The organism is Streptococcus mitis, assembly GCF_047464035.1.
GTDB classification, from domain to species: domain Bacteria; phylum Bacillota; class Bacilli; order Lactobacillales; family Streptococcaceae; genus Streptococcus; species Streptococcus mitis_DX.
This window is the reverse complement of the sequence record NZ_JASHCQ010000005.1, coordinates 84,905-95,926: the sequence shown is the minus strand read 5'-3', so window position 1 is coordinate 95,926 and position 11,022 is coordinate 84,905. Positions and strand designations below refer to the sequence as shown.

Here is an 11,022-nt window from a genome sequence, read left to right as displayed (position 1 = left end):
CCATATGAATCTTTCTAATGAGTTGTTTGATCGCTTTTCATTATAGATCTTATGGGACTTTTTTTCTACACAAAAATCGGCTCTATAATATCTATAGGGGGTTACCCACTACAAATATTATAGAGCCTTTTTTGTTTCTAAAAGCACAATTTATTGAATCTAAAATAGCACACTGCGGATTCTAAAAAAATTCTAGAAATTATAGTAGATTGAATCTGGAATAGTACACCTAGTTTTCTAAAACATTTTTAGAAATTAGTTTGAATTCCGCGATCAATTTGTTCAGTTTTTATTTCATTTAACTATAATTTGACTTTCCTAATTTCTTTGTTCATATCTTATTTCAATACACTATATCTTAATATTTCAGAGCCAACATCTAGCATAACTAAAAAAACAGATTCTTCCATCTATTACGGAAAAATCTGTCATTGATTTAATGATTTACAAAAACTCCAACCACGGCTTGCGAATATTATCTTTGCTGGTTTCTCTATATTTTTTAGTTCTTATTTATGATGCTCTTTCAATAGTTCTTCAAACTCAGAGACAGTCATACCCAACTGTTGACTGGCAACTTCAGAAGGCAAAAGACCTTGACGGACTAGATTTAGTAGCATAGACAAACTTCCTTCAACTTTTCCACGCTCCAGTCCCTGTTCAATCCCTTCTGCCCTAGCTTGTTCCAAGGCATAGTCCTGCGCTAACAAGGCTTGTTCTTCTCGCATACGTAGTTGACTAAACATCTTCCTGTCCTCCTCGGACCAGCTCTTGTAGTCCAGCAGTTGGTCTGCCTGGCTGATGGCTCGCTCGGGTTCCTGAGTAAAGGGTTTATTCCCAAAAAACTCCAACCACGGTTTGCGAATGCTATCTTTGCTGGTTTCTCTGTATTTTTTTAGTTCCAAGAACGCCATCTTAACTAAATGGTTTTCCTGACCATTGTTGGTAATGGTTAAAACCTCACCTGTCGTGTCCTCACGCATACTGAAACTGTGAAAGGCTAGGTCATCTGAGAAATAATTACTATCCACAATAGCAATTGCGTATACTGGTGCGATGTGTTTGTAACTCTGGTGAGTGTTTCCTTCTTGTTGACGAATTTTTTCTAGATTTTGATTGACCTGACTGCATAGGTAAGCCCACAGGCGATTGATGAAAAAATTCTGATGATGCACTTGTATTTCGATAATAACCTGGGTGCCGTTGTCTAACTCCGCTAAAACGTCTATACTGGTATAGAAATCCTGCACTGAATAAGGTATGGAGGGTAATACGTGAATATTGCTTCCCTCCAAAATGGTCACATTTTTGGCTGGTAAGTCCAGCATATCGCGAATAAATTGACAAGTGATTTCTGGGTTGCTAAAAATCTTCTTAGCCACTAAATCATTGGTCGGGCTAATGCCCGGATGTCTGAGAATCATTCTTTCTCTCCTTTCATTATAGCACATTTTTACCTCTAGGTTGACTAGATTTAGTGCTTCTATCTATTTATTCGTAAAAAAGCGTAACTTCTCAAAGTAACTTCCCTCTCTCTCCCAAAACTGGAAGTTAGTTTTAGAAGTGACCCAATGAAAATCAAAGAGCAAACTAGGAAACTAGCCGCAGGTTGCTCAAAACACTGTTTTGAGGTTGCAGATAGAACTGACGAAGTCAGTAACATATATATACGGCAAGGCGAAGCTGACGTGGTTTGAAGAGATTTTCGAAGAGTATTACCCTTCTTTCTTGCATTGCTTTTCTAGATATGCTACAGTTGTGATAGCGATTACAAAATAAAAGGAGCATGCTATGAAAAATCCAGCTTTATTAGAAGAAATCAAGACTTATAGAGGACGGGATGAGGTCCCAGAAGACTTTGATGCTTTCTGGGATGAGGAAGTGAAAAAAGTTTCAACTCTTCCAGCCTACCAGTTGGAGGAAAGAAATTTCCACATTCCTCAAGTTAGTTGCTATGAGTTAACGTTTGAAGGAACCAATGAAGGCAAGGTTTATGCACGCGTCGTTCTTCCAAAGAGTGAGGAGAAGGTTCCACTAATCTTCCATTTCCATGGTTATATGGGACGTGGCTGGGACTGGGCCGACATGCTGGCCTTCACCGTGGCTGGTTACGGTGTTGTTTCCATGGATGTGCGGGGGCAGTCGGGTTACTCACAAGACGGCTTGCGTTCTCCTCTAGGAAATACAGTTAAGGGGCATATTATCCGTGGTGCTGTGGAAGGTCGGGATCACCTCTTTTATAAGGATGTTTATCTGGATATTTACCAGTTGGTTGAAATTGTTGCTAGTCTGCCTCAGGTTGATGAGGAGCGTCTTTCTAGCTATGGTGCTTCACAAGGAGGGGCTCTAGCCTTGGTTGCGGCAGCGCTCAATCCTCGGATTCAGAAAACTGTTGCCATCTATCCTTTCTTGTCAGACTTCAGACGAGTGCTTGAGATTGGCAATACCAGTGAAGCTTACGACGAACTTTTCCGTTATTTCAAGTTTCACGACCCCTTCCATGAAACTGAGGAGGAAATCATATCGACCCTGGACTATATAGATGTGAAAAATCTTGCCCATCGTATCAAGGGTGAGGTTAAGATGATTACGGGCTTGGACGACGATGTTTGCTATCCTATTACCCAATTTGCGATTTACAACCGTCTGACCTGCGATAAAGCCTATCGCATCATGCCTGAGTATGCCCACGAAGCCATGAATGTATTTGTTAATGATCAAGTCTACAACTGGCTGTGTGGTAGTGAGATTCCTTTTAAGTATGTAAAATGATAAATGAGAGAGCCCAGTAGCTCTCTTTTTGTACAGAATCTAGTTAGCAAATATTCTAGTTCATATATACTTTGAAATTCATACTCTTCGAAAATCTCTTCAAACTACGTCAGCTTTATCTGTAATCTCAAAACAGTGTCTTGAGTAGCCTGCGGCTAGCTTCCTAGTTTGCTCTTTGATTTTTATTGAGTATGAGTTTTTTTCTGGGCTGTGGTGTCAAACAATTCATTTTCTATCTAGTTGGGTATAAGCTATTTCAATACATTGGAAAGCGTCTGTGAAATATGTTATAATTTATAAGAAAATATACAGTTTCGCTACAAATGAACATTTATATATAAGTTTATGTATAACATGGTTTTCTGATTAGGCTAATATCTTGTAAAAACGATATTCCTGTAGATACAGTACTTAAATAGCATTTGTAAAGCAACAAAATAATCTATAGCTATTTTTATTGTAAGAATCAAAGTAGAGAGTGTTATGCTAATGGAAACTGTAATATTTTATTTTTTAGAATATACTTGGATAAATTAACTTTGAAAGTTAAAGTGAGGTAATGCATGTTTGTATGTTTAAAAGGTTTGGGAAAATTTCGTAAATCCAAAGCTTATGGTTTGGTTGGTTGTTTGACACTATCTGCAGTGATTGGATTAGCTGCACCAGACTTACCAGTTATTGGTGGTGGAGTCGTTGCTGCTGATGTTATTCAGGGTGGTAACGATATAAAAGATGTGGATGTTCATAGTAAATCTGCAGAAGGTGTTGCTATGACTTACACCACTTATGATAGCGGAACAAGTGGAAAACAAACGGCTTCTGGCAGTGGTGTCTTTGTAGCGCCGAATGTGATGGTGACAGTAGCTCATAACTACTATGATAAAAACCAAGAGGATAAGTCTGCGGTCTTGCGTGGTGGGGAGTCTGCTCGTAGTTATGTTGTGATGAACTCAGAGACGGAAAAGAACAATAAAGTACCTACTTCAGGGGTATCAGAAGCTCTTGAAAAAGACTCTATTCACTTGTATAACGGAAAAGATTTTGGGAAAGACTATAGCAACGACTTAGCAGTAGTGGTAACTAAAAAGCCTGTAGAAGCTATGACAGGGGGAGAAGACTCCCCAAGAGAGTTGAGTGATAAAGAGGTTTCTACTGGTGATAAAATCACTATGGTCGGATATCCCAATGATTTTTCTACTCCAAATTTAAGTAAAGAAAATAAAGCTCGCTTGAAAGACGGTAAGGCTTATTCAGTCTCAACAACTGTGAGCAGTATCAATAAAGAGAGTGGTGCAGTCACTTATCATTCCTCAGCTTTAGGAGGTTTTTCAGGTGCTCCTTTGTTTAATGATAAGGGAGAGGTAGTCGGTATCCACCAGCACGGAACAAATACTTCAAACGCTCCTGAGAATGAGCGTATTGGCGGTGGTACTATCTTTACGGAAAAGCACAGAGCTTGGATTCAGTCAATGATTGATAAATATGGTATAAAGGGTTGGTATATAGATGGTGCAAACCGTTACTACTATGATGAAAATCATATAGCTTTAAAAGATGTAGAGTCTGAGATTGACGGTGCTTTGTATAGTTTTGATGAAAAAGGTCGAGCTACTTTAGTAAAAGGTGAAGAAAAAGGTCGTGTTCTACTTCGAGTGGAAGATACTAAAGGAACTCGTTTGATTTCAGATAAGGTTGTTCAGGAAGGTCCTGTTGGAAGTGGCTTGAATTTTCATTTAAGACAAAATCCAGACTTCAAACAGTTAATAGCAACTTCCCCAACAGCTAAAGTGGTATCCTATAACGGAGTGTCAATTAACAAACTAGCAAGTGATACTACTTGGTCTGATGACTATGTCAGTAAGTTAGCTTTAGGAGATACAATTATAAGAGCGGTAGTAGATTCGGTAACTCCTCCATCAACGTCTTCTTCGGATTTTGCAAGAACTGAAGTTGGTAAAGTCGATTTGAGTGGTAAATCGAACTTACCTGTGCCTAGTAAAGAGGTGTTACAAGCTCCGAATGGTTCAGAAAATTTCTATGCTACAACGCACATTCAAACGCCAGATGGGTCGGGGTCAGGTACTTTAATTGCACCCAATTTGGTGTTAACAGTCGCTCATAATTTTTTAACAGTTAAAGGTTCTGAGGTAGTTACTAAATCTGGTCGCACCAATACAGTGTATAAAGCAACCTTGCCGAATGGGTTGTCTGTGAATTTTTCAGATGATGATATTGTTTATTGGAATAAGAAAGATTCAGTATTTGGATTTAAAAATGACTTAGCTTTGGTTCGATTAAAAGAAGAGGTAAAAGGAGTAACTCCTGTAGAGGTTGTAAAACGATCTTCGAAAGTTGCAGAGGGGGATTCAGTTTCGGTCTATGGTTTTCCAGATAACAAGCTAAGTCCAGTTTTAGATAGCAAAGTAGTAGGAACTACAGACTTCGGTTCTGGAATAGAGGGAATTAGCTATGGAGGTACGAAACCTGGAGCGTCTGGTGGTGGTCTTTATAATGATAAAGGTGCTTTAATTGGAGTTCACCAAAATGGTGTTGTAGGAAGCCGTAGTGGTGGTTTGGTTTTATCAAAAGAGCAGCTGGATTGGGTTCGTTCTTATATTGAGGGTCAACCAAAAGATCCTGTCTATGTGGAAGATAAAGAAGTGGAACCTTCTAAGAAGGATTCGGATAAGGATTTAGCTGGGAAATTAGATCCAAAAAAAGATAGTGGAAAAGAAGATTCTGGTATTTTAGGTACATCTGGTGACTTTGCGACTCCTACAGTCTCTAAGCCAGAGTTTACAGGTGGCGTGAATGGAGGCGACTCACTTGTTACAGAAGTTCCAGAGTATAGCGGTATTATATCCACATTAGGAGATTCTCCAGCTCCTACAGTCTCTAAGCCAGAGTTTACAGGTGGCGTGAATGGGGGCGACTCACTTGTTGCAGAAGTTCCAGAGTATAGCGGTATTATATCCACATTAGGAGATTCTCCAGCTCCTACAGTCTCTAAGCCAGAGTTTACAGGTGGCGTGAATGGGGGCGACTCACTTGTTACAGAAGTTCCAGAGTATAGCGGTGTTCTATCCACATTAGGAGATTCTCCAGCTCCTACAGTAGCTAAGCCAGAGTATATGGGTGATACATTATCAAGCTCAGGAGAAGACTCGGCTCCAACAGTTGAACAGCATGACTTCACAGGCGGAGTTAACGGAGGCGACTCACTTGTTACAGAAGTTCCAGAGTATAGCGGTGTTCTATCCACATTAGGAGACTTTCCAGCTCCTACAGTAGCTAAGCCAGACTTTACAGGAGGAGTTCCTTTCACTGAATCTCCGATACTAGAAATCCCAGAATATATGGGTCCATTATCAACCTCAGGAGAAGGAAGTTCAGTAGTGAAATCTACTGATAAACAAGTAAATAATAAAGACAGTAAGGATGAAGCAGAAACTAAGAACGTTATCACAGGAATTGCTAGTTCACAACGTATTTTAAAAAATGAAACAGGAAGTATTCAAATTCAAGCTTCAGAAGAAGTATTGAAAAATGTGATAGGTATTCAAATGCAAGAAGTTCAAGTTAGTGATTTAAGTTCATTAAACTACAAAGCATTTGATATCAAATTGAAGGATGTAAATGGAAGATATGTTAAACTTGAAGGAAAAGTCCTTGTTACTTTTGCTACAGATCAGTCCGTTGAGAATGTTTATGCTGTAGATCCAGAAGGAAAACTACACACTATTGAATTCGAACAAAAAGATGGAAAGATTATTTTTGAGACTAATAATTATAGTATTTATGCGATGACTTTCCGACACTCCATTGACAATCCACTATTTAAAAAGCCTACAGAAGATAACAAGGCTGAGGAACTTTTACTGTCATCTAAATTGTTATCTACAAATGAGAACTCAGGATTTAGTCAATCAGAGAATAAAGTAGGTAACAATGAACAGGCTAAGTTACCAGATACAGGTGAGAATAAATCAATAACAACAGTTTTGCTTGGTTTTGTAGGAATGTTCCTTGGAGCAATGATTTCTTATAAGCGAAAAGACAGTTAATTTGTCTTCAGTTGTTCTTTGAACTTTTATGTTAATCTAAAATAAACCAGTCTGGAGTCCTGTAAAAAGATGGGAATTCTAGACTGGTTTTATTGATATAGAAGTTTATAATAAGATTCGTAATTTTGAGTAATAGGTACGGATATTTATGTTATCTGAAACTACTTTCAGAAACAGCTGTTCTATAAAATACTTTTGAAACTGAAATCTATTCTATGACAAAGTATTGAAAGCGCTTAACAAATGGTATATAATGAACTCATAAGAACAAAGAAAAGGAGGAAAGAGGATGCCACAGATTACTAAAGAAGCTTTGATTGCACAAATCAAAGATGGAATCATCGTTTCTTGTCAGGCCCTTCCTCACGAACCGCTCTATACAGAAGCGGGAGGAGTCATTCCATTGCTGGTCAAAGCGGCTGAGCAAGGTGGAGCAGTCGGTATCCGAGCAAATAGTGTTCGCGATATCAAGGAAATCAAGGAGGTTACAAACCTTCCAATCATTGGGATAATAAAACGAGATTATCCACCGCAAGAACCCTTCATCACTGCTACTATGAAAGAAGTTGATGAACTGGCAGAACTGGACATCGAGGTCATTGCTCTGGATTGTACCAAGCGTGAACGCTATGATGGTTTGGAGATTCAAGAGTTCATTCGTCAGGTTAAGGAAAAATATCCTAACCAGCTCTTGATGGCTGATACAAGTACTTTCGAGGAAGGATTGGCAGCCGTTGAAGCAGGAATTGACTTTGTCGGAACAACCTTATCAGGATACACATCTTACAGTCCTAAAGTGGATGGTCCCGATTTTGAATTGATCAAAAAACTCTGTGATGCTGGTGTAGATGTCATTGCAGAAGGAAAAATTCATACACCAGAACAAGCCAAACAAATCCTAGGATATGGAGTGCGAGGTATTGTTGTTGGTGGCGCTATTACTAGACCAAAAGAGATTACAGAACGCTTTGTTGCTGGTCTCAAATAAGATGTAAGGGGGAATTTTATGTTTAAAGTTTTACAAAAAGTTGGAAAAGCTTTTATGTTACCTATAGCTATACTTCCTGCAGCAGGTCTACTTTTGGGGATTGGTGGTGCACTTTCAAACCCAACCACGATAGCAACTTATCCAATACTAGACAATAGTTTTTTTCAATCAATATTCCAAGTAATGAGCTCTGCAGGAGAGGTTGTATTCAGTAATTTATCACTACTTCTCTGTGTGGGATTATGTATTGGCTTAGCGAAACGAGATAAAGGAACCGCTGCGCTAGCAGGAGTAACTGGTTACTTAGTTATGACTGCAACGATTAAAGCTCTGGTAAAACTTTTTATGGCAGAAGGATCTGCAATTGATACTGGAGTTATTGGAGCATTAGTTGTCGGAATAGTTGCCGTATATTTGCACAATCGATATAACAATATTCAATTACCTTCCGCTTTAGGATTCTTTGGGGGTTCACGCTTCGTTCCTATTGTTACATCGTTCTCTTCTATCTTAATTGGCTTTGTCTTCTTTGTTATTTGGCCACCTTTTCAACAACTTCTTGTTTCTACAGGTGGATATATTTCTCAGGCGGGTCCAATTGGAACTTTTCTATATGGATTTTTAATGAGACTTTCTGGAGCAGTAGGCTTACATCATATGATTTACCCTATGTTTTGGTATACTGAACTTGGTGGTGTTGAAACTGTTGCAGGACAAACAGTGGTTGGAGCTCAAAAAATATTTTTTGCTCAATTAGCCGACCCGACTCATTCTGGATTATTTACAGAAGGAACAAGGTTTTTTGCAGGTCGTTTCTCAACAATGATGTTCGGTTTACCGGCTGCCTGTTTAGCGATGTACCATAGTGTTCCTAAAAATCGTCGTAAAAAATACGCGGGTCTGTTTTTTGGAGTTGCTTTAACATCTTTTATTACCGGTATTACAGAACCAATTGAATTTATGTTTCTATTTGTCAGTCCGGTTCTATATGTTGTACACGCATTCCTTGATGGTGTCAGCTTCTTTATTGCAGACGTCTTAAATATTTCAATAGGAAACACATTCTCAGGAGGTGTAATCGATTTTACTTTATTTGGAATTTTGCAGGGGAACGCTAAAACGAATTGGGTTCTTCAGATTCCATTTGGACTTATTTGGAGTGTTCTGTATTATATTGTTTTTAGATGGTTCATTACTCAATTCAACGTTCTAACGCCAGGACGAGGAGAAGAAGTAGATTCTAAAGAAATTTCTGAATCCACAGATTCAACTTCAAATACTGCAGATCATTTAAAACAGGATAGCCTACAAATTATCAGAGCGTTGGGTGGATCAAATAATATAGAAGATGTAGATGCTTGTGTGACACGTTTACGTGTAGCTGTAAAAGAAGTTCATCAAGTTGATAAAGCACTTTTAAAACAAATTGGTGCAGTTGATGTCTTAGAAGTGAAGGGTGGTATTCAAGCAATATATGGAGCAAAAGCAATCTTATATAAAAATAGTATTAATGAAATTTTAGGTGTAGATGATTAATACTCAATGAAAATCAAAGAGCAAACTGGGAAGCTAGGCGCAGGCTATACTTGAGTACGCCAAGGCGAAGCTGGCATGGTTTGAAGAGATTTTCGAAGAGTATAAGTACTTACTGACTTAATAAAAAACAGAGGAGAGTGGTGGAAGCGTCGGATAAAATGAAAACGTATACAGATGCAAACTTGCTCATTATCCAATATGGATACGCTTATAAATAGGAGAATACAAATGAAATTTAGAAAACTAGCTTGTACAGTGCTTGCGGGTGCTGCGATTCTTGGTCTTGCTGCTTGTGGAAATTCTGGCGGAAGTAAAGATGCTGCAAAATCTGGTAGCGACAGCGGAAAAACAGAAATCACTTGGTGGGCATTCCCAGTATTTACCCAAGAAAAAACTGGTGACGGTGTTGGAACTTATGAAAAATCAATCATCGAAGCGTTTGAAAAAGCAAACCCAGATATAAAAGTGAAATTGGAAACCATCGACTTCAAGTCAGGTCCTGAAAAAATCACAACAGCCATCGAAGCAGGAACAGCTCCAGACGTACTTTTTGACGCACCAGGACGTATCATCCAATATGGTAAAAATGGTAAATTGGCTGACTTGAATGACCTCTTCACAGATGACTTTGTTAAAGATGTCAACAATGAAAACATTGTAAAAGCAAGTAAGGCTGGAGACAAAGCCTACATGTATCCAATCAGTTCAGCACCATTCTACATGGCTATGAACAAGAAAATGTTGGAAGATGCTGGAGTTGCGAACCTTGTAAAAGAAGGTTGGACAACAGACGACTTTGAGAAAGTTTTGAAAGCGCTTAAAGACAAAGGCTACACACCAGGTTCATTGTTCAGTTCTGGTCAAGGGGGAGACCAAGGAACACGTGCCTTCATCTCAAACCTTTACGGCGGTTCTGTAACAGATAAAGATGTAACAAAATATACAACTGATGATCCTAAATTCGTCAAAGGTCTTGAAAAAGCAGCTAGCTGGATCAAAGACGGTTTGTTGAACAACGGTTCACAATTTGACGGTGGAGCAGATATCCAAAACTTTGCCAACGGTCAAACATCTTACACAATCCTTTGGGCGCCAGCTCAAAACGGTATCCAAGCTAAACTCTTGGAAGCAAGTAAAGTAGAAGTGGTAGAAGTACCATTCCCATCAGATTCAGGTAAACCAGCTCTTGAATACCTTGTAAACGGATTTGCAGTATTCAACAACAAAGACGACAAGAAAGTTGCAGCATCTAAGAAATTCGTTCAATTCATCGCGGATGACAAAGAATGGGGTCCAAAAGACGTTGTTCGTACAGGTGCCTTCCCAGTTCGTACTTCATTTGGAAAACTTTATGAAGATAAACGTATGGAAACAATCAGTGGTTGGACTAAATACTACTCACCATACTACAATACAATTGATGGTTTTGCAGAAATGAGAACTCTATGGTTCCCAATGTTGCAATCAGTTTCAAATGGCGATCAAAAACCAGCGGATGCTTTAAAAGCCTTCACTGAAAAAGCTAACGAAACAATTAAAAAAGCTACAAAACAATAAGCACTGAATCAGATTGACTCCTCCCTTTTCCCTGTGCATAATCTATGTAAGAAAAGGGAGGATTTTATTTGAAATATCAGAAACTGTCACGAAATTAAAATGAAG

At 38.7% G+C, this 11,022-nt stretch carries 6 protein-coding genes; 5 read left to right on the top strand and 1 reads right to left on the bottom strand.

The annotated features are described in order from the left end of the window. Positions 1-509: 509 nt before the first annotated feature. Positions 510-1,424: an Rpn family recombination-promoting nuclease/putative transposase gene (locus QM818_RS03190; protein ID WP_049551070.1), complete on the bottom strand. Its 915-nt coding sequence runs from the start codon at positions 1,422-1,424 to the stop codon at positions 510-512. 367 nt (positions 1,425-1,791) lie between these two features. On the opposite strand from QM818_RS03190, the gene QM818_RS03185 reads away from it, so the two are divergent. From QM818_RS03185 to QM818_RS03165, 5 genes are all read left to right on the top strand, one after another. Further along, entirely contained in the window at positions 1,792-2,772 is a 981-nt protein-coding gene (locus QM818_RS03185; protein ID WP_414299906.1) for an acetylxylan esterase, read from the top strand. Between the two features lie 563 nt (positions 2,773-3,335). Continuing rightward, the gene (locus QM818_RS03180; protein ID WP_414299905.1) at positions 3,336-6,836 is read left to right on the top strand and encodes an SIALI-17 repeat-containing surface protein; all 3,501 of its coding nucleotides are present in this window, start codon (positions 3,336-3,338) and stop codon (positions 6,834-6,836) included. Between the two features lie 289 nt (positions 6,837-7,125). Then, the gene (locus QM818_RS03175) at positions 7,126-7,824 is read left to right on the top strand and encodes an N-acetylmannosamine-6-phosphate 2-epimerase (RefSeq protein WP_001135679.1); all 699 of its coding nucleotides are present in this window, start codon (positions 7,126-7,128) and stop codon (positions 7,822-7,824) included. 18 nt (positions 7,825-7,842) lie between these two features. Beyond that, on the top strand, positions 7,843-9,360 hold the full coding sequence (locus QM818_RS03170; RefSeq protein ID WP_000477437.1) for a PTS transporter subunit EIIC: 1,518 nt from the start codon (positions 7,843-7,845) through the stop codon (positions 9,358-9,360). Positions 9,361-9,588: 228 nt separating this feature from the next. Beyond that, positions 9,589-10,917 (top strand): ABC transporter substrate-binding protein, encoded by a 1,329-nt coding sequence (locus tag QM818_RS03165; RefSeq protein ID WP_143952410.1) that lies wholly within the window; start codon positions 9,589-9,591, stop codon positions 10,915-10,917. Positions 10,918-11,022 lie beyond the last annotated feature (105 nt).

What these genes read in the sequence shown, in the direction of transcription:
- QM818_RS03190 (WP_049551070.1), bottom strand. Translation starts at nt 1,424, where the DNA reads ATGATTCTCAGACATCCGGGCATTAGCCCGACCAATGATTTAGTGGCT.
- QM818_RS03185 (WP_414299906.1), top strand. Translation starts at nt 1,792, where the DNA reads ATGAAAAATCCAGCTTTATTAGAAGAAATCAAGACTTATAGAGGACGG.
- QM818_RS03180 (WP_414299905.1), top strand. Translation starts at nt 3,336, where the DNA reads ATGTTTGTATGTTTAAAAGGTTTGGGAAAATTTCGTAAATCCAAAGCT.
- QM818_RS03175 (WP_001135679.1), top strand. Translation starts at nt 7,126, where the DNA reads ATGCCACAGATTACTAAAGAAGCTTTGATTGCACAAATCAAAGATGGA.
- QM818_RS03170 (WP_000477437.1), top strand. Translation starts at nt 7,843, where the DNA reads ATGTTTAAAGTTTTACAAAAAGTTGGAAAAGCTTTTATGTTACCTATA.
- QM818_RS03165 (WP_143952410.1), top strand. Translation starts at nt 9,589, where the DNA reads ATGAAATTTAGAAAACTAGCTTGTACAGTGCTTGCGGGTGCTGCGATT.